We start from the raw sequence: 21,457 nt of genomic DNA on the forward strand, positions 1-21,457 counted from the left end.
AGGGCACGGGTCGTGTTACTCGCCCCAGCTAGACCGGCCGGGGCCCGCAACACCAAGCGCCACGACAGAGGGAGTGGTCACGACCTGCGCCTCGACGCGGGCACCGCGTCGTCAGGGTACCTTCCGGCACACCGAAGACAGGTGTCCACGTCGAAACGGGGTGGTAAGCAGGCAATGCTACGGATGGATCCCCTCTCCGTGCTCGGCGAGCCCGCCCAAAGCCTGTACCCACCCCTCGACAAGCCCCTTGACCTGATCGAGTTCGAGCACCGCGCCCGCGAAGTCGAAGCGGGCCAGCAGCCCATCCGCGCTGGTGTCGACGGTGATATCGAGGTAGAGGTCATCGGCGACCGGTTCGGGCAGCACCCGGGCCGGGCGCAGATCGCGGTAGCGGAAACCGATGCGGCCCTGCGGAAGTCCGGTGAGCACCGCGGCCGCGGCCGGATTCAGCTGCCGCAGCAGACCGAATCCCACACCGTGGGAGGGGACCGCGCGCACGCTGTCCCGCAATTGCGCGATGGCGTATCCGGCGGCCGGTCCGCCGCGCCGCACCTGATCGAAATCCACCCCGGTCAGCGCGGGCACGAACGGGTAGCCGGTGCTGAACGCGCCGACCACCGGATCGCCGGGCGGCCGCGGGTCGGCGACCAGTCGCACCACCGAACCGAGGGTGGCGCGCGCCGAAGCGCCCGCGTCATCCCAGAGCGCGACCGCGAACGCCGTGAGCAGGACCTCCTCGAGCGTGGCCCCGTACTGCCGGGCCACCGCGTCCACCGCGGTCGCGCCCGCTCCGGTGATCTGCACCGATACCCGCCCGCGTGACTCGTCGGCCACCCGGTCGGGTGCGAGCCCGGCCGGTATCGCCGCCAATGCCGCACGCCACCAGCCCAATTCGGCGACCGTCGCCGGTTCGCCCGCCCGTTCCGCGGCATCGTGCGCGAACTCGGCGGGATCGGTGCCCGGCGCACCGCCGCCGCCGGAGTGCCCGCCCGACCAGGAATCGGTGAGATCGTCGATGATGACGCGCCACGAGGCGTCATCGACCACCAGGCCATTGGCCACCACGATGAGCACGGCCACCGGCTGCTCGCCCGTATCCGGATCCACGGGCGCGTCCGGCGCCGGGCCCTCGAGCAGGACGAACCGAATATTGCGGCCCTGTTCGGGGTCCAGTTCGGCCGCGGCCGCGTGCACCACGGCCCCGATCGGATCGCCGACTGCCTGCACCGCCGGATCGACCCGCCAGACCGCCGCGTCCGAGGGATCGGACCGCAGCGGGATATCCAGCAGCGGGGTGTCCCCGTCGAAGCGCAGTCGCGCCCACAGCGCCGGATGCCGTTCGCGCAGGCTCGCGACCGAGCGCCGCACCCGGGAGCCCGAGACGCCCTCCGCGATATCGAGGGCGATGGCTCGCACATGCAGTCCGGCCGGCTCCACCTCGAGCAGACTCACCGCACCGGCGGGCAACGGTGACACCGTGCTGGTCGCGGTGCGCCGCACGGCGATGGCGCTGGCCAGCGGCGCCTGTGGCGGTTCCGGCGCGAAGACCGGTAGCACCGTGGTCGCGGTCGGATCGCCCTGGAAGCCCGGTAGCGAGGTGACCACCGGAAGCACCTGGGTGATGGCCCAGTCCGAGACCTCGTCCTCGATCGGCAGCGGTTCCGGCGCGGGTGCGGGTGCGGGACCCCGATCGGCGGCATCGATGAGGGCCGCCAGCTCCGGCCCGATGATCGCGAACGCCTCGGTGCCGACCATCAGCTGATGGGTGACCGGCACCGGCCGATCGGTGATCGCGCCGCCGGTGAACGGCCGCCAGTGCCCCGGCCCGTAGACCGTCTCGCCCGGTCCCCGGAACTCGGCCCGGAACAGTTCGATATCGCCGTCGAAATAGGCGGGCTGATAGGCGGATCCGAGTTCGATGGTGCGCACCGCGCCGCTGTAGATCCGGCGAATCCGCTCCAGCGTCAGCACCGCGAGATCGGCCGGAATCGCGGCCTGCAGGGCGCGCAGCGCGTCATCGCCGAGCTCCTGCAGATCGCCTTCCGGGAAATCCGTCACGCCGAGCGCGACGAATTCGTCCCGCAGCGCGTCCCGGAAGTCGGACATATCCGCATCCGGGTACGCGTCGAGGATGGCGAGCACATCGGTGCGCTCCCCCAGCGCGGCCAGTTCAGTAGCGATGGCCTGCGCCAGCGTGCCGCCGAGCGAATAGCCGAGCAGCCGGTATGGCCCGTGTGGCTGGATCTCCCGCATCTCGCGCACGTATCGCCGGGCCACCTCGGTCAGCGATTCGGGCCAGTAGCCGAGCTCGGTGAGTGCCGGGGATTGCAGCCCCAGAATTGGCTGATCCTCGGGCAGGTACTGCGCCAATCCCGCATAGCACCAGGACATTCCGGCCATGGGCGGGGCGCAGAACAGCGGCGTGCGGGTACCCGTGGCACGAATCGGCAGCACCACGCCCAGCGCGGCGTCGGCACCGTCCGCGCCGCCGTCGAATTCGGCCGCGATGCGCGCGGCCAGTCCTGCCACGGTCGAATCGGTGAAGAACCACGCGACCATGACCTGTGCGCCGGTCACCTTGCGCAACCGGCTCACCACCTGGCTGGCCAGCAGCGAGGTGCCGCCGAGCGAGAAGAAGTCGTCATCGCGCCCGGCCCGGTCCACGCCGAGCACCTCGGTGAAGACCACGGCGACGGACTCCTCGAGCGCCCCGGCGGGCGCCCGGTATTCCCGCTGTGCCAGTTCGGGTTCCGGCAGCGCCTTGCGATCGAGCTTGCCGACCGGCGTCAATGGAATCTCGTCCAGTATCACGATGGCGGACGGGACCATATGCGCGGGCAGGCTGGCCGCCGCGAACTCGGTGAGGTCCTGCGGCTTGGGTGAACTGCCGGGGACGCCGAGCACATAGGACACCAGAACCGTTGCCCCGGCGGCATTATCCCGGCCCAGCGTGATGACGAACTCGACCTCCGGATGCCGCCCGAGGACCGCGTCGATCTCACCGAGTTCGATGCGGAAGCCGCGAATCTTGACCTGGAAGTCCGAGCGCCCGACATAGTCGAGCTCCCAGTTCCCCTGCGCCCCATCCCGATCTGCCGGATCGGCGTACCAGCGCACCACGTCGCCGGTGCGATACATGCGCGCACCCGGCTTTCCCCACGGATTGGCGACGAACCGCTCCGAGGTCAGCCCGGCGCGGTTGCGGTAGCCGCGCGCCAGCGCGCCTCCGGCCAGGTACAGCTCACCCGCGACGCCCGGCGGCACCGGATTCAGCCGTGCGTCCAGTACCAGCGCCGACATGCCGTGCACCGGTTTACCGATGGTGATGTGCCGGCCCGGCGTCAACTGCGCGTAGGTGGAGATGATGGTGGTCTCGGTCGGCCCGTACGCATTGTGGAATACGCGGCCCGGCTCCCATTTGGCCAGCAGTTCCGGCGTGGTCACATCGCCGCCGATGGACAGCATGCGCAGCCGATCCTGATCGGCCGGATCCAGGGTGCCGAGCACCGCCGGGGTGAGCAGCACGTGATCCACCCGTTCGGTACGGATCAGCTCGCCGAGTTCGGGACCGCCCATGATCTCCGAGGGTGCGATCACCAGCGTCGCGCCGGTGTAGAACGCGCAGATCCATTCCAGCACCGAGGGATCGAAACTCGGTGAGCAGTTGTGCAGCATCCGGTCGTCCGAGTGCATGCCGTACCGGTTCACCGCGTACTCGGTGAGCCCGCCGAGTCCGGCGTGGGTCACGGTGACGCCCTTGGGCATACCCGTGGATCCCGAGGTGTAGATGACGTACGCCGGATGTCGCATCCGCAGCGGCGTGAGCCGATCCGCGTCGGTCACCGCTTCCGCTGACTGCGCCAGGCAGCGCGCGTCCACCGTCGCGTCGTCCAGGCACAGCCAGTGCACGCCGTCCGGCAGCGCATCGCGGTACGAGTACCCGGTAATGCCAAGTACCGCACCGGAATCGGTGATCATATGCCGCACCCGGTCCGCCGGATAGGCCGGATCCACCGGCACGTGCGCGCCACCGGCCTTGGCGATGGCCAGCACCGCTGCCACCGTTTCGAACGAGCGCGGGAAGGCGACGGCCACCAGCTTTTCCGGCCCCACGCCGCATTCGATGAGCACCCGCGCCAGCTGCGAGGTGTAATCGTCGAGTTCGCCGTAGCTGATGGAATGACCGCGATAACGGATCGCCGTGCGCTCACGCCCGAGGGCGACGCCCGCGGTGAGCAGATCCGGCAGTAGCGCGGTCGCCATCACCTCGTCATGGTGGACATGGGTGAGCAGTTCGTGCTCGGCACCGGACAGCAGTGGCAGATCCCCGACCGCGGTGTCACCGCCGTGCGTGACCGCCTCGAGCAACCGCACGAACCGATCCGCGAATCCCTGCACCGTATTCCGGTCGAAAAGGTCACGCGCATAGGTGAATACGGCGTCCATCCCGGATTCGTCCGGACTCTCCCGCACGGTCAGCGAGAGATCGAACTGCGAGGTCTCGACACCGGAATCCAGTGCGCTGATCCGCAATTCGGGTAGCTCGAAGGTGTTGTCCTGCAGATTCTCGAACGCCAGCATGACCTGGAACAGCGGATTACGCGCGGTCGAGCGCTCCGGGTTCAGCAGTTCCACCAGGCGCTCGAACGGCACGTCCGCGTGCGCGAACGCCGCCAGATCGGTTTCCCTGGTCTGCGCCAGCAATTCGGCGAAACCGAGCCCCGGCGCTACCCGGGTGCGCAGCACCAGGGTGTTGACGAACATGCCGATCACATTGTCCAGCTCGGCCGCGCCGCGCCCGGCCACCGGCGTTCCGATGGCGATGTCCTCGGTACCCGACATACGCGCAAGGAAGATCGCCAGCGCGGTGTGCACGACCATGAACGGCGTCGCGTGCCGGGCCCGCGCCAAGGTGCGCAGCCGCCGCTGCAGATCGGCGTCGATCCGGAAGGCCACCTGTCCGCCCGCGAACGACTGACGCGGTGGCCGCGGCCGATCCGCGGGCAGCGTCAGCTCATCGGGCAGCCCGGCCAGCGCGTCGCGCCAATAGTCGCCCTGCGCGGAGATCAGACTCTCCGGATCGGCTTCGGTGCCCAGCACCTCCCGCTGCCACAGCGTGTAATCGATGTACTGCACCGGCAGCGGCTGCCACAGCGGCTCCCGCCCCTGTGTCCGCGCGAGATACGCGGTCATCACATCGCGGGCCAGCGGTCCCATCGACCAGCCGTCCGCACTGATGTGATGCGCCACGAACAGCACCACGTGCTCGGGCTCCCGCGATACCGAATCGACCCGGAACAGCTTGGCCCGCAAAGGAACTTCGGTGGTGACGTCGAATCCGGCGGTCAGCTCCGCGGTCACCCGCGCCAGCAGCGCGGCGGCGTCGACCAGCTCGGGCGTCAGATCCGGGGCGGCCTGCTCGACCGGCAGCACCACCTGGTGCGCGATTCCGTCCGACTCCGGGTACACCGTCCGCAGCGTTTCGTGCCGCGCCACCACATCGCGCACGGCAAGCGCCAGCGCGCCGGTATCGAGATCGCCGTGCAGCCGCAGTGCGATCGGCACGTTGTACGCCGAGTTCGCGGTGTCCAGCTGGTTCACGAACCACATGCGCTGCTGTGCCAGGGACAGCGGAATCGACTCCGGCCGCGGCCGCTGCATCAGCGCGATGCGCCCGCCCGCGCCCTCCTGGGTCGCCAGGAACGCGGCCAGTGTCAGCACCGTGGTGGTCTCGAAGACCGCGCGCACGGGCACCCGGGTGTCCAGGGCCACGCCGAGTCGCGCGACCAACTGGGTGGCGATCAGCGAATTGCCGCCCAGCTCGAAGAAGTCGTCATCGCGGCCGACCTGTGCCACGCCGAGCAATTCGGCGAACACCCCGGCCACCGTCTCTTCGAGAGGTGTTGCGGGCGCGCGGTATTCGCGCTGTCCCAGCTCGGGTTCCGGCAGCGCCGCGCGATCGAGTTTACCGACCGGCGTCAGCGGAATCTCATCGAGCAGCACGATGGCCGAGGGCACCATATGCGCGGGCAGATACCGGCTCGCGTACTCGCGCAGTCCGGCCTCGTCGACCGAGCGCGCGAGCACGTATGACACCAATATCGTTGCGCCCGCGGCATTCCGCCGTCCGAGTGTGACGGCGAAATCGACGTCGTCGTGTCCGCCGAGCACCGCGTCGATCTCGCCGAGTTCGATCCGGTAGCCGCGGATCTTCACCTGGAAATCGGTGCGCCCCAGGTACTCCAGTTCCCAGCCGTCGCCGACCGGCACCCAGCGCACCAGATCGCCGCTGCGGTACATCCGCGTCCCCGGACCGCCCCACGGGCAGGCCACGAAACGCTCACTCGTGAGTCCCGCCCGCCCGCGATAGCCGCGCGCCAGTGCCGCACCGGCGAGGTAGAGCTCACCCGCGACACCCGGCGGCACCGGCCGCAACCGCTCGTCGAGCACCAGCGCGGAGACACCGGGAATCGGTGCGCCGATGGTGATTCGGCTACCGGCGTCGAGTTCCACGTACGATGAGCCGATGGTGACCTCGGTCGGCCCGTAACTGTTCAGGTACCGGCGGCCGGTCGACCACTTCGCGATCAGTTCCGCACTGGTCGACTCGCCGCCGGTGCCGACCAGCACCAGATCGTCGAGTCCGATCGGATCGATGGTGCCCAGCATGCCCGGCGTCACCATGATGTGCGTGACCCGTTCGGCGCGCAGCAGTTCACTCAGCTCCGCACCGCCCAGCACGCCCGGCGGCACGATGACCAGGGTCGCCCCGGTGGAGAACGGGTACAGCCACTCCTCCACGGACTGGTCGAAACTCGGTGAGCAGACGTGCAGGAAGCGGTGCTCCGCCCGCACACCGCAGAGTTCGACACCGTGCTCGACGAACGCGCCGAGACCGGCGTGGGTGACGCTGACGCCCTTGGGCAGACCAGTCGAACCCGAGGTGTAGATCAGATAGGCGATATGCCCCGGCCGCAGTGCCGCGACCCGGTCCGCGTCGATGACCGGCGCGGCCGATTCCGCCGCGTACTCGGCCACCACCGCGGGATCGTCCAGTGCCAGCCAGTCCAGATCCCCGGGTAGCTCGGCCGCGAACTCACCGAGCGTGAAGCCGACCACCGCACCGGAATCGGTGACCATATGCCGGATGCGGTCGATCGGGTAGCCCGGATCCACCGGCACATAGGCCGCACCCGACTTCGCCACCGCCCAGACCGCGGCGATCATGTCGAACGACCGGCCCATGGCAAGCGCCACAACGGCTTCCGGTCCGACCCCGCGCGCGATCAGCACGCGCGCCAGGCGCGACGAATAATCGTCCAGTTCACCGTAGGTGTACGACTGCCCCGCCGAGCGCACCGCGATCCGGTCCCGGCCCAGCGCCACGCCCTTGGTCAGCAGGTCCGGCAGCAGCGCCGAGGTGCCCGCGGCCGCCTCGGAACTCCTTGTCAGCCACTCGTATTCGCCGTCGTCGAGCATCGGCAGCTCGCCCACCGGCAGCTCCGGTGTCCGGGTCACGGCGGCCAGCAGTCGCGTGAACCGCCGCGCGAACATGCGCACCGTCTCGGCGTCGAACAGATCCGTGGCATAGCTGAACGAGGCCGAAATCCCCTGCGGCACTCCGTCTTCGACCACCTCCACCAGGGTCAGATCGAGGTCGAACTTGGTGACCGGCAGATCCATCTCGACCGCCGCCACCGACATCCCCGGCAGCGACAGTTCCGCCCGCGCCAGATTCTGCAAGGTGAGCGAGACCTGGAACAGCGGATGCCGGGCCTGTGAGCGCGGCGGATCCAGCAGTTCCACAATCCGTTCGAACGGCACGTCGGCGTGCTCGAAGGCCGCCAGATCGGTGCGCCGCACGGCCGCGAGCAACTCGGCGAATCCGGCGGCCAGGTCCACCTCGGCGCGCAGCACCAGCGTATTGACGAACATGCCGATAAGATCGTCCAGTTCGGCCGCGCCACGGCCCGCGATCGGTGCGCCGATGGCGATATCGCGGGTACCCGAGAGCCGGGCCAGCAGCACGGCCAGCGCCGCGTGCAACACCATGAACAGGGTCGCGTTGCGCTCCTGCGTCATTCGATGCAGACCGGCGTGCACCTCGGCGTCGATCTCGAAGGTCACCAGGCCGCCCGCGCTGCTCGCCACGGCGGGCCGGGGACGATCGGCGGGCAGCTCCAGCTGATCCGGCAATCCGGCCAGGCTCTTGCGCCAGAACTCCAGCTGCCGGGCCAGCAGCGATCCGGAATCGTGTTCGTCACCGAGGATTTCGCGCTGCCACAGCGCGTAATCGGCGTACTGCACCGCCAGCGGCGTCCATTCCGGCGCGTACCCCTGAATCCGGCTCAGATACGCCGTCATCAGATCCCGGGTCAGCGGTCCGGCCGAGAAGCCGTCGCCCGCGATGTGGTGCACCACGCACACCAGCACGTGATCGTCGGTTCCCAAGCGCAGCAGGCGCACTCGCAGCGGCGGCGCGATCGTCACATCGAAACCCGCCATCGCGGTCTCGGCCACGGCCGCCACCACGGTCTCCGCGCGCACGTCCACCATCGGAATGGCGGGTACGGCCTCGGGATCATCGACATCGAGCACCACCTGATGCCCGACGCCGTCGTGTTCGGGATACACGGTCCGCAGCACTTCGTGGCGCTGCACCAGATCCCGGACCGCCGCGCGCAGGGCCGTCACATCCAGCGGTCCGGTGATGCGCAACGCCGAGGGCAGATTGTAGGTGCCCGCGGCGGTGTCGAAGCGGTTCAGGAACCACATGCGCTGCTGCGCGTACGACAGCGGAATCGAGTCCGGCCGCTCCATCGGGCGCAATGGCGCGTACGACGAATCACCCTGTGCGGCAATCAGTTCCGCCAGACCGGCGACGGTCGGCGCATCGAACAGCGCGCGCAGCGGCACCCGTGCGCCCAGCACTCCGCCGAGGCGCGCCACCACCTGCGTGGCGCTGAGCGAATTGCCGCCGAGCTCGAAGAAGTCGTCATCCGCGCCGACGGTCGGCGTTCCCAGCACGGTGGAGAACACCTCCGCCACCGCGCGTTCGGCGCGAGAGCCGGGCGCACGATACGCGCGACCCTGGAGCTCGGGCTCCGGCAGCGCCTTGCGATCCAGCTTGCCGCTGGCATTGAGCGGCATGGCGGCCAATCGCACCACCGCCGACGGCACCATGTACGACGGCAGCGTGCCCCGTACATGTGCGAGCAATTCCGAATCCGCCACCGCGGCAGCGTCTTCCAGCACGATGTAGGCGACCAGCCGATCACCGGCAGCCCCGCGCACCAGGGCGACCGCGGCCCGGTGCACGCCCGGATACCCCAGCAGCACCGTCTCGATCTCACCGAGTTCGATACGCTGTCCACGCAGCTTCACCTGGAAATCACTGCGCCCCAGGTACTCCAGCGCATGCCCGTCCGCGGCCGGGTCCACGATCCACCGCACCACATCACCGGTGCGGTACAGCCGCTGCCCGCCGTCGTGCGCGACGAACCGCTCCGCCGTGAGCCCCGGCGCACCCGCGTAGCCGCGCGCCAACTGCACCCCGGCCACGTACAACTCACCGGCCGCGCCGAACGGCACCGGTCGCAACTGCCTATCCAGCACGTGCACGCGGGTGTTCGCGACCGGGGCGCCGATCGGAACGGCCACGCCCGCAACATCTTCGGCATGGAACGCGGTGACCACGGTGGCTTCCGCCGGGCCGTACCAGTTGACGAGCTCGGTGCCCGGCAGCGCGCTCGCGAAATTGCGCGCGGTCTGCGCGGACAGCGCTTCACCGGCGGCGAACACCCAGCGCAGCGAGGTCTGCTCGGCGGCGGGGCCGTCGAGGTAGGCATCGAGCATCGACGGCACGAAATGCACCGAGGTGACGCCGTATTCACGAATCGTCCGGGCGATGTATGCCGGATCCCGATGCCCGTCCGGTGCGGCGATGACCACCGCCGCACCGGTCTGCAACGGCCAGAACAGTTCCCACGTGGAGATGTCGAAGGTGATGGGCGTCTTGTGCAGCACCACATCACCCGCACCGTGCGGATAGTTCCGCTGCGCCCAGCGGAACTGATTCGCCATCTGCCGATGCGTGATCACCACGCCCTTGGGACGACCGGTCGATCCGGAGGTGTAGATGACGTAGGCCGCGTTGTCCGGCCGCACCGGCGCACTGCCGAAGTACTCGATCGCACCCGCGCCGGCCAGCGCGTCCACCAGGAAAAGCGGTACCCCGGAAGCGGTTTCGAACCCGTCCTCGGTGCGGGTCAGCACACACACCGGTGCCGCGCTCCCGAGCACGTACTCATTGCGCTCGGCCGGATGATCCGGATCGACGGGCACGTACGCGCCACCGGCGCGCAGCACCGCGTAGATCGCCACCACCAGATCGATACCGCGCCGCATGGCCACCGCCACCCGCGATTCCGGCCCCACACCGCGCAGCGCCAGCTCCCGAGCCAGCCGCCGTGAACGTGCATCCAGCTCGGTATACGTCAATGTGGTTTGCTCGGATATCACCGCGATGGCGTCGGGGGTCCGCGCGGCCTGCGCGTCGAACAGCGTCAGCAGCGTCGAATCATCCAGCAGCTCAGCCACTTCGGTGGCATTGACCGCGTCGAGGGCGGCGCGCTCCCGGTCGATGAGCGCGTCCACGTCGGCGACCCGCGCCCGCGGCATGGTCCCGAATCGCTCCAGCAGCAGTGCGAAGCGCTGCGCCAGCACTCGGATCTCGTTCTCGTCGAACAGATCCCGCAGATATTTGAGGTTCACCCGCAGCGCACTACCCGGTGTCACCATGACGGTGATCGGATAGTGTGTGCCATTGGCCGCCTCGGTGCCGAGCAATCCCACCTCGTCGATGGGCCGGGCGGCGGCGTCCAGCGCCTCAGCGTCGACCGGGAAGGACGCGAAGACGATGAGCGAATCGAAAATCCCGTCGACACCGGTGATTTCCTGAATCTCGCCCAGCGCCAGATAGTGGTGATCCAGCAGTGCGGCCTGTTCATCCTGCAACCGGCGCAGCACCTCGATCAGGGTGTCCCCGGCGGCCAGCCGCACCCGGACCGGAATGGCGTTGAGGAACAGTCCGACCATGGTTTCGATACCGGTCAACTGCGGCGGGCGACCCGAGACGGTCGCACCGAACACCACATCGTCGCGATCGGTGGTCCGCCCGATCAGCAAACCCCACGCGGCCTGCACGATGGTGTTCACCGTGACCCCGGCCTCGGCGGCGACCCGAGCCAGCGCGGCGGTCTCCTCGGCCTCCAGCTCGAATCCGAGTTCGCCTATACCCGAGGTGATCTCGCGCGATCGATCGACGGCCGCCAGCGGCGTCGGCTCGTCGAATCCCGCCAGCGCCACCCGCCAGGCGGCCCGCGCGGCCTCCTGATCCTGCGCCGCCAGCCAGGCCAGATAGTCGCGATAGGAGCGCGGCGGCGGCAACTCCCCGGTATCCCCGCCGAACGCGTAGAGCGCGAACATATCCTGCATGAGCAGCGGCATCGACCAGCCGTCCAGCAGAATGTGGTGACTGGTGACCCACACCCGGAAGCGCTCTGGCCCGGTGCGCACCAGCGTGAACCGCAGCAGCGGCCCGGCCGTCATATCGAAATGCCCGGCCAGATCGGCGGCCATCATCCAATCGGTCTTGGCGCCGGGCTCGTACGGCTCGCTATCGCCGAGATCCAAGTAGTGCCAAGGCACTTCGACGTCGTCGAGCACGACCTGAATCGGCTCCCCGCTCGCGTCCTCGGCGAAGACCACGCGCAAATTCACATGCCGGTCCAGCAGCGCCTGCGCGACGGTGTGCAGTCGCTCGATATCGATCGCGCCGCCGAGATCCACGCTGAACTGCGTCATGTACGCGTCCACCGACGATTCGGCCAGTTGCGCGTGGAACAGCATGCCCGACTGCAGCGGTGTCAGCGGCCAGACATCCGACATGGTCGGATACCGCTGCCGTAGTCGTTCCAGCTCACCCTCGCCGAGCCGCACCAGCGGTCCGGTCACCGGTTCCGGAATCACCGCGGATTCCGCTGCGACGGTCGCGATTTCGGAAAGCGCCGCGATCGTGCGCGCGGCGAACAGATCCTTGGCCTTGAAGAGCACCCCGAGCGCCCGCGCCCGCGACACGATCTGAATGGAGGTGATGCTGTCCAGGCCGAGGGCGAAGAAATCGTCGTCCAGGCCGACCCGCGCCACCGGCAGCACCTGCGCCAGCACCTCGGCGATGGTCCGCTGCACGGCGGTTTCCGGCGCGCGATACGCGTTGGCCTCGAATACCGGCGGCGGCAGCGCCGCCCGATCCAGTTTGCCCACCGGTGTCAGCGGAATCCGGTCCAGCACCGTGATGGCGCCCGGCACCATATGGGCGGGCAACCGGCTCTCCGCCAGCGCGGTCAGCTCGTCCGCCTGCCCGGCGGTGAGCGCGGGGCCGTGTGCGTAGGACACCAGAACCGTTGCCCCGCTGGGCAATTCATGACCCACCGTGACCGCGAAATCGACGTCCGGATGCTCGGCGAGCACCGCGTCGATCTCCTCCAGCTCGATCCGCAGGCCGCGGATCTTCACCTGGAAATCATTGCGCCCCAGATACTCCAGTTCACCATCGGCGTCCCACCGCACCAGGTCCCCGGTGCGGTACAGCCGCGACCCGCCGCCCTCGAACGGATTGGCCACGAACCGCGCGGCCGTCAGCTCCGGACGGCGTAGGTATCCGCGCGCCAGCAACGCTCCGGCTACGTACAGCTCACCGGCCTCCCCCGGTGCGACTTCGCGCAATCGCTCATCGAGCACGTGCGCGGCGGCACCCCGGATGGCCGCACCGATGGTCACCGGTCGATCCGGTAGCAGCTCAGCGCAGTTGGACCAGATGGTGGTCTCGGTGGGGCCGTAGCCGTTCAGCAGACGCCGCTCGCCGTCCGCGATCGGAGCCACCCAGCGCCGCACCAATTCCGGCGGGCACGCCTCACCCGCGGCCAGTACAACGCGCAGCTCGCCGAGCCCGCTCGGATCGATCGAGGCCAGCACCGACGGCGTGATCACCGCATGGCTCACCGACTCACGCGCCAGCAGCGCACCCAGATCCGCACCGCCGTAGACCTCCGGCGCGGCCACCACCAGCGTGGCCGCGGATCCGATGGCCATGAGCAATTCGAACACCGAGGCGTCGAAGGACGGCGAAGCCACCTGCAGCACCCGTGATTCCGGCGTGAGGCCGAATCGTTCGCGCTGTTCGGCGCAGAGCCCCGCCAGTCCGGCGTGCGTCACCACGACGCCCTTGGGCAGGCCGGTGGACCCCGAGGTGTAGATCGCATAGGCCGGATGCTCCCCCCGAAGCGGCCGGACTCGATCGGAATTGATCACCATATCGGCTGGGAAACCGTGTGCCCGATCGGCGAATTCGGGATCATCCAGGGCCAGCCAGCGCACCGAGTCCGGCAGCGCCGGGCGCTTCTCGGCGATCGTCAGCCCGAGCACCGCCCGCGAATCGCGGACCATGTGCAGCACCCGATCGGCCGGATAGTTCGGATCCACCGGCACGAATCCCGCACCGGCCTTCGCCACCGCCCAGATCGCGATCACCGCCTGCACCGATCGCGGAATGGCGATCGCGACCAGGCTTTCCGGTCCGACGCCGCGGTCGATCAGCAAGCGCGCCAGCCGGTTCGAACGCTCATCGAGCTCGGCATAGCTGAGCTGCGCGTACGTCTGCTCGGCCGCGCCGAATACCAGCGCCGTCCCGTGCGGGTTCATCTCCACGGCCGCGGTGATGAGCTGCGGGAGAGTGGTCATGCGCGACCGCCGATGTCGGCTGGGCCGTGTACGAAGCGTATGGGTCATGCCAGCTCCAGCCGAAAATCGCTGCGCTGTTCCCCGCCCACCCGAATCATTGAATTGTTCCGACCTATCCAGTTCCCCAAAGCCTCCGCGCGCCGACAAGCGTCGGGGGTGCGCGGGCCGGCTCGCCTATCGTTGCCAGCTCTCGGAGAGTAACCCCACTGGGCGAACAACCCGGAAAAATTATGTGGATAGCGGACGCGGGCCGTCTGGGACGACGGCCCGCGCGGTCATATCAGAGGCCGTGACCTGCGGGGATCTCTTCAAGGGTGGTGAAAATCACGTTTTCCACTTCCTTCGAATGGGAAGCCCCCTCGACAATCACGGCCCGCAGGTCATCCGGCGCAACCGAATTCAGAGCGAGCACACCCGCGGCATCGGTGAACAGGTGCGTGACCCATTCGTCCGCCAATGCCTCAGACAGACCGTCCAGTTCTTCGATCAGCACGATCGACGCGCCCACGACACCCGCCGAAACCAGCTCCACCAGCGCCAGCGCCGCATCGGCGGGCCCGCGGTGGAACGTCCTGGACTCGAAAGTCAACTCGGTCGCGGTGCGCACCCGCTCGACCGCGGCGGCCAGCCCGTTATAACTCAGCACACCCGTGCCCGAGATGTACGCCGCGTCATCCCCGCGCAGCGCCCGGGTGCGGCTGGCATAGGTCACCGGCCGCTTCGACTCGGCGGCGATCTGCGCGACCACCTCCGGATCATCGAGCACCAGCCAGTCGATCCCGGCGGCGGTGACCGGTGCGGAACCGCCTGTCACACCGACCTTCACATCCAGTCCCGCCGCATCGGCGGCGGCCAGCGGCACCAGCATCGCGCCCGCCTTGAGCACCGCCCACGCGGCGACCACCTGTTCCACGCCGCGCTCGAGATGCACCACCACACCCGCGCCCGGCCCGCTGCCGTGCGCGATCAGCACCCGCGCCAGCCGCGACGACCGCGCGTCGAGCTCCTGGTAGCTGACCACCTCATCGCCCCAGACCAGCGCGGGGCCGTCGGGATCGTCCTCGACCGCGGTGGTCAGCACCTGGGTCAGCGCCGCACCGCGGGTGACCGCCGCCACCGGTTCCGGAGTCTCCGCAATCTGCTGTGCCACACCGGTTTCCGGAGCATCCAGCAGTGCGATATCGCCGACCGCGATATGCGGATCGGCAGCCACCGCGATCAGGATGCGCTCCAGCACCCGCCCGAACGATTCGACCGTCGCCTCGTCGAAAAGGTCTGTGGCGTAAGCGAAGATCACATCCAGATCGCCCAGCCCGCCGTCCGTGCCCGCGCGCGGCTCCATGCTGATCTGCAGATCGAACTTCGCCGCCGCCAGATCGGTATCGATGGCGGACACCCGAAGACCGGGCAGCTCCAGCACCGGCGTCTCGGTGTTCTGCAGCGAAAGCACCACCTGCAGTAGCGGATTCGCCGCCGACCGGCCCGGCGCCGCCACCTCGGACATCCGCTCGAACGGGACGTCGGCGTTGGCGAACGCGTTCAGATCGGTCTCGCGCGCCCGGGCTACCAGCGCGTCGAACGGCGCGGCCACATCGACCGCGGTGCGCAGCGTCAGCGTATTGACGAACATGCCGACCAGATCGTCAAGCGCCCGCTCACCACGGCCCGCGACCGCGGTGCCGATCACCACATCGCCGGTGCCGGACAACCGCGCCAGCCAGGCCGCGACCGCCGCGTGCACCACCATGAACAGCGATGCGTTGTGCCGGCGCGCAATACGATTCAGTCCGGCGTGCACCTCGGCGGGCAGGCTGAAGTCCAGGAACGCGCCCGCCATGGTCGACGTCGCGGTCCGCGCCCGGTCGACCGGCAGACCCGGTCCCGCGGGCAGATCCGCCAGCTGCTCCCGCCAGAACGCCAATTGCGCCGCGGCGGTGGAGTCTTCGTCCGATTCCACGCCCACGACCGCGCGCTGCCACACCGCGAAATCGGCGTACTGCACCGCCAGCGGCGTCCAGTTCAGATCCTGTCCGGCGGCGCGCGCCAGGTAGGCGGTCATCAGGTCCCGCGCCAGCGGAGCCATCGACGCGCCGTCCGCGGAGATGTGATGCGCCACCAGCACCAGCAGATAATCGTCCGGATCGTCGCCGGTGATCAACCGCACCCGGACCGGAACCCGTTCCGCCACATCGAATCCGGTGAAAACCAGCTCGGAGACGCGCGCGCCGATATCCGCCGCCCGCTCGACTTCGAGCCCGTTCGGCAGCACCTCGGCCACCGACAGGATCTCCTGATAGGCCGCCGCCCCCGGGGCCGACTCCGGATACCGGGTGCGCAGCACCTCGTGCCGGGTCAGCACATCCTCCACGGCCTGCCGCAGCGCGGGCACGTCCAGCGCGCCCTGCAGGCGAATGGCCATCGGGATGTTGTACGCGGGCGAATCCGGATCGAACTGATTCAGCACCCACATGCGCTGCTGTGCCAGTGACAGCGGCACCCGCGCAGGACGCTCCCCCGCCACCAGCGGCGGCCGCGCCCCGGTGCCCGCACCCGGCACAATGCGCGCCGCGAGCCCGGAAACCGTTGAGGTCTCGAACAATTCGCGCACGCCGACATTGGTGTCCAGCGCCTCGTTCACCCGGGCCACGGCCCGGGTGGCGATCAGCGAATTACCGCCCAGCTCGAAGAAGTCGTCATCCGCGCCCACCCGGTCGGTGCCGAGCAGATCCGCGAACACCCCCGCCACGATCTCCTCGATCGGGGTCGCGGGCGCGCGGAACACCTTGGCCTCGAACACCGGCGCGGGTAGCGCCTTGCGATCCAGCTTGCCCGAGGCGTTGAGCGGGAACTCGTCCAGCACCAGCACCGCCGGGGGCACCATGTACGACGGTAGGGACTGCGCCAGTGCGGCTTTCAGCTCCTCCGGCTCGGCGGCACCCACCACGTAACCGATGAGCTGATCCCCGGCGTGCGCGTCCGCGCGCACCACCACGACCGCCTGCGTGACACCCGGCCGCGCCAGCAGCGCCGCCTCGATCTCGCCCAGTTCGATGCGCAGACCGCGCAGCTTCACCTGGAAGTCGGTGCGCCCCAGGTATTCCAGCTCCCCGGCAGCGCTCCACTTCACCAGGTCGCCGGTGCGGTACATGCGCTCGCCGTGCCCGAACGGATCGGCGACGAACCGATCCGCGGTCAGATCCGGTCGCGCCACATACCCGCGCGCCAGCTGCACGCCGGCCAGATACAGCTCACCCGCGACACCCACCGGCACCGGATTCAATCGCGAATCCAGCACGTACACCTGGGTATTGAAGACCGGTGCACCGATCGGCACCGAGCTGCCGTCCAGATCGGTCACCTCGTGATAGGTGACGTCGACCGCGGCCTCGGTGGGGCCGTACAGGTTGTGCAGCCGGGCACCGGTCAGCTCGCGCAGCTGCTGCGCGGTACCGCCGGGCAGCGCCTCACCGGAGGCGAACACCTGCCGCAACCGCAGCCCGGCGGCCTCGGACCGACCGAGCGTGCCAACGAACACCGAAAGCATCGACGGCACGAAATGCGCTGTGGTAATACCTTGTTCGGCAATTACCTGCGCCAAATACACAGGATCGCGATGCCCATCCGGCTTGGCAACCACCAGTCGCGCCCCGGCCTGCAACGGCCAGAAGAACTCCCAGACCGACACGTCGAACGTCGCCGGAGTCTTCTGCAGCACAGCGTCTTCGGCGGTCAGCCGGTATTCCGCCTGCATCCAGACCAGCCGATTCACGATGGCGCGGTGGCTCACCGCCACACCCTTGGGCTTACCCGTGGAACCGGACGTGAAGATCACATAGGCCGTATGGTCCGTCGCCAGCGGCTGATTGCGCTCGCGGTCGGCGATGGGCGACCCATCGAGTCCCTGCGCGGCCCGCTCCAGCTCCTCCACCTGCAAGGTGGTGATGGCTTGCCCGGACTCGAAACCATCCGCGTGCGTGGTCAGAATCATCCGGGGCTGCGCGGTATCGAGAATATGCCCGATGCGGTCCAGCGGCTGATCCGGATCAATCGGCACATAGGCCGCGCCCGCCTGCACCACCGCGTACATGGCGACGACGAGTTCGGTGGAGCGCCGGATGGCAAGCGCCACCAGCGCTTCCGGCTCCAGCGCGTACTGCCCCATCATGAGCCGCCGCGCGAGCCTGTTGGCCCGCTGCTGCAATTCCCGATAGGTGAGGCGCTCGTCCTCGAAGACCAGCGCGATGGCGTCCGGGGTGGCCGCCACCTGCGCGTCGAACATCGAAACCAGCGTCGGCGGAACGCCTTCCGGCAATCCGACCGCGGCTTCCAGATCGAATCCGGTGGCATTCCAGTCGCGCACCACCCGCTGCCGCTCGGCGGCATCGAAGATGGCGACATCGCCGACCGCGATACCCGGATCCGCGGCCACCACGCCCAGGATCCGTTCGAACCGCTCGGCGAACACCGCCACCGTGGCCTCGTCGAAAAGGTCCAGGGCGTAGGAGAATTCACCCGCAAGTCCACTGGCGTCGCCGCGCTCGTCATGCGATTCGGCCATGGTCAGCTGCAAATCGAACTTCGCGAACGGAATCTCGAGATCGGCACCCGCCACACTCAACCCGGGCAGCTCCAGCCGCGTCGGCGCCATGTTCTGGAACGCCAGCATCACCTGGAACAGCGGATTGCGCGCCTGCGACCGCGCCGGATCCAGCAGCTCCACCAGGCGCTCGAACGGCACGTCGGCGTGCCCGAAGGCGCGCACATCGTGCTCGCGCACGCTCTTGAGCAGGTCCTCGAAGCTGAGCGCCGGATCGACATCGCTGCGCAGCACCAGCGTATTGACGAACATGCCGATCAGATCGTCGAGTTCGGCCTCACCGCGCCCCGCCACCGGCGTGCCGATGGCGATGTCCCGGGTGCCCGACAACCGCGCCAGCAGCACCGCCAGCGCCGCGTGCACCACCATGAACAGCGTGGTGTTCCGGCTCTCGGCCAGCCGCCGCGCACCGGCGTACACCTCATCGCTGATCCGGAAACCGAATGTCCCGCCCTGATACGAGGCGACGGGGGGCCGCGGCCGATCCGACGGGAGCACCAGCTCATCCGGCAGATCGTCCAGGGTCGCCCGCCAGTACGCGATCTGCTGTGCCAGCAGCGATTCCGGATCGTCCTCGCTGCCCAGCGTCTCGCGCTGCCATACCGCGTAATCCGCGTAGTGCACATCCAGCGGCGTCCACTGCGGCTCGGCACCGCGCGCCCGCTCGGCATAGGCGGTGACCAGATCCCGCGCCAGCGGCCCCATGGACACGCCATCGGCGGAAATATGGTGCACGGTGGCGACCAGCACGAACTCTTCGGCGGCAATCCGCAACAGCCGCAGGCGAATCGGCGGGGCGGTCGTGACATCGAAACCGGCGCCGACGATTTCGGCCACCCGCTCCGGAATATCCGCCGCGTCGATATCGACCAGCGGCAGCTCCGGTACGGCCCGGGCGTCGGTCACCGGGAGCACCAGCTGGTAGCCCTCGCCATCCACCTCGGGGTAGATGGTCCGCAGAACCTCGTGCCGCGCAACGAGATCCCGAGCGGCCGCGCGCAGGGCCTCGACATCGACCGCACCGCTCAACCGCACCGCCAACGGGATATTGTCCACCGCGCTGTCGGGATCGAACCGGTTCAGGAACCACATGCGCTGCTGCGCGAACGACAGCGGTATCCGCTCCGGACGCGGCAGCGAGCCCAGCGCCGGACCGGCGGCCGGGGCGGTCTCACCCTCGAGCCGCTGCGCCAGCGCGGACACCGTGGAAGCCTCGAAAAGCACGTGTACCGGCACCCGCACATCGAGCGCGGTGCCGATCCGAGCCGCCGCCTGCGCGGCCAGCAGCGAGTTGCCGCCGAGTTCGAAGAAGTCGTCATCCGCGCCGACGCGGGCGTCCGGGTTATCCGGAATCAGCAGCGTCGCGAAGACCTGTGCCACCGCCTCTTCCGTCGGCGTGGCGGGCGCGCGGAATTCCCGGGCGGCGAATACCGGCTCCGGCAGCGCATTGCGATCCAGCTTGCCCACCGGGGTCAGCGGAATCTCGTCCAGCAGCACGATGGCGGCGGGCACCATGTACGCGGGCAAGGACTCGCCGACGAATACCGCCAGCTCATCGGCATCGAGGGTGGTTCCCGGGCGTGGCAATACATACGAAACCAGCGCTACCGCGCCCGACGGTAGCGTCTTGCCAAGTGTCGCAGCGTAATCCACATCCGTATGTGCGGTGAGAGCATTGTCGATCTCGCCGAGTTCGATGCGCAGACCGCGAATCTTCACCTGGAAATCGGAGCGGCCCAGGTACTCGATCACGCCGGATTCGGTCCGCTTCACCAGGTCACCGGTGCGGTACAGCCGCGCCCCCGGCGCCTCGGTCGCCTCGCCGAATGGACTGGCCACGAACCGTTCCGCCGTCAACCCCGGTCGACGGTTGTATCCCTGCGCCAACGCCGGACCCGACAGATACAGCTCACCGACGACGCCGTCCGGCACCGGCCGCAGTCGTGCGTCGAGTACGAACGCGCCCACACCGGGCACGGCCGACCCGATGGTCACCGCCTCGCCCGGCAGCAGCGGTGCACTGCTGGTGGCCAGAATCGTTGCCTCGGTGGGCCCGTAGCCGTTGTAGAACGACCGCTCCGCGGTGGCCCAGCGGCTCACGAGCTCCGGCCCGAACTTGTCGCCCGCCACCACGACGGTCGTAAGTTCGCTCAGCCCAGTCGAATCCACCGACTCCAGCGCACCGGGCGTGATCAGCACATGCGAAACCCGTTCGCGCCCCAGCAGTTCCGCGAGCTCGACACCGCCGAACACCCCGGCCGGCGCGATCACCAGGGTCGCGCCGGCGGTGAACGCCAGCATCAACTCCAGGACCGACACATCGAAACTCGGCGAACACACGTGCAGCACTCGCGAATCCGCGGTGACGTCGTAATGCTCGCGCTCGGCGGCGACCAGTCCGGCCAGCCCGGTGTGCGTGACCACCACACCCTTGGGCTTACCGGTGGATCCCGAGGTATAGATGACATAGGCCGGATGCTGCTCGGTGAGCGCGCGCACCCGGTCCGCGTAGGAGATCGGGTGCGAAGGCTGCGAAGCGATCCGCTCCGCGCGCACCGGATCATCCAATTCGATCCAGTAGGTGGCGGTCCCCAGCGATCCCCGATGCTCCCGGGTGGTCAGTCCGAGCACCGCACTCGAATCGGTGAGCAGATGTTCGATTCGATCCGGCGGATAGGCCGGGTCGACCGGAACATAGGCCGCGCCGGTCTTGGCGATGGCCCATACCGCGAGCACCGATTCGATGGATCGGGTGATGCCGATGGCGACCATATCGCCCGGTCCGACACCGCGGCCGATCAGTTCCCGCGCCAGCTGGGACGACTGCGCGTCCAGGTCGCGATAGCTGATCTCGCGCTGGTCAGCGGGCTGACCGGTCGGGTTGTACCGGATGGCGATGGTATCGGCCGCGGATTCGACCGCGGCGGTGAGGAGCTGCCCGAAGAGAGGGCTGCCGGACCGACGCCGACGAGAACCGCGAGCTGTACGGCGGGCAGTATCCATTCGAGTGCATTCACCTCTCGGGTCAAACGGTCCCCACGCCGAAGACCTTCGGCCGAC

2 protein-coding genes are annotated in these 21,457 nt (G+C 68.8%); both read right to left on the reverse strand.

All coding sequences use genetic code 11. The features are described 5' to 3' along the window. Nucleotides 1-177: 177 nt before the first annotated feature. On the reverse strand, nt 178-13,800 hold the full coding sequence (locus tag AB0L82_RS25480; RefSeq protein ID WP_364641186.1) for an amino acid adenylation domain-containing protein: 13,623 nt from the start codon (nt 13,798-13,800) through the stop codon (nt 178-180). 280 nt (nt 13,801-14,080) lie between these two features. Next, entirely contained in the window at nt 14,081-21,400 is a 7,320-nt protein-coding gene (locus tag AB0L82_RS25485) for an amino acid adenylation domain-containing protein (protein WP_364641189.1), read from the reverse strand. Between the last annotated feature and the right edge of the window lie 57 nt (nt 21,401-21,457).

Origin of the sequence: Nocardia sp. NPDC052001 (genome assembly GCF_040680615.1) — a bacterium.
GTDB lineage: Bacteria > Actinomycetota > Actinomycetes > Mycobacteriales > Mycobacteriaceae > Nocardia.

Coding starts and splice junctions, on each gene's coding strand:
- AB0L82_RS25485 (WP_364641189.1), bottom strand. CDS start 21,400: ATGGATACTGCCCGCCGTACAGCTCGCGGTTCTCGTCGGCGTCGGTCC.
- AB0L82_RS25480 (WP_364641186.1), bottom strand. CDS start 13,800: ATGACCACTCTCCCGCAGCTCATCACCGCGGCCGTGGAGATGAACCCG.